At 56.1% G+C, this 239-nt stretch carries 1 protein-coding gene; it reads right to left on the reverse strand.

Translation table 11 applies throughout. The features are described 5' to 3' along the window. Positions 1 to 34: 34 nt before the first annotated feature. A partial coding sequence (locus SB751_RS34845) for a 50S ribosomal protein L6 (protein WP_410749593.1) occupies positions 35 to 239 on the reverse strand: 205 nt, incomplete at its 5' end.

Genomic DNA, 239 nt, shown 5'->3' on the forward strand with positions numbered 1-239 from the left:
GGCGAGATTGAGTCTTATCCATGATTGCGCACCCTTACTTCTTCTTCGTTTCTTTGAGGATCACAACCTCGTCGGAATAGCGCACGCCCTTGCCCTTGTAGGGCTCCGGCGGACGGTAACCGCGAACTTCCGCAGCTACTTGACCGACTTGTTGCTTGTTGATCCCCTTGATCACGATTTCGGTTTGCGTCGGGGTTTCAGCCTTGACGCCTTCCGGCATCTGGTGCACCACCGGGTGC

It is taken from the genome of Cupriavidus sp. SIMBA_020 (genome assembly GCF_046535395.1).
Classification (GTDB): domain Bacteria; phylum Pseudomonadota; class Gammaproteobacteria; order Burkholderiales; family Burkholderiaceae; genus Cupriavidus; species Cupriavidus campinensis.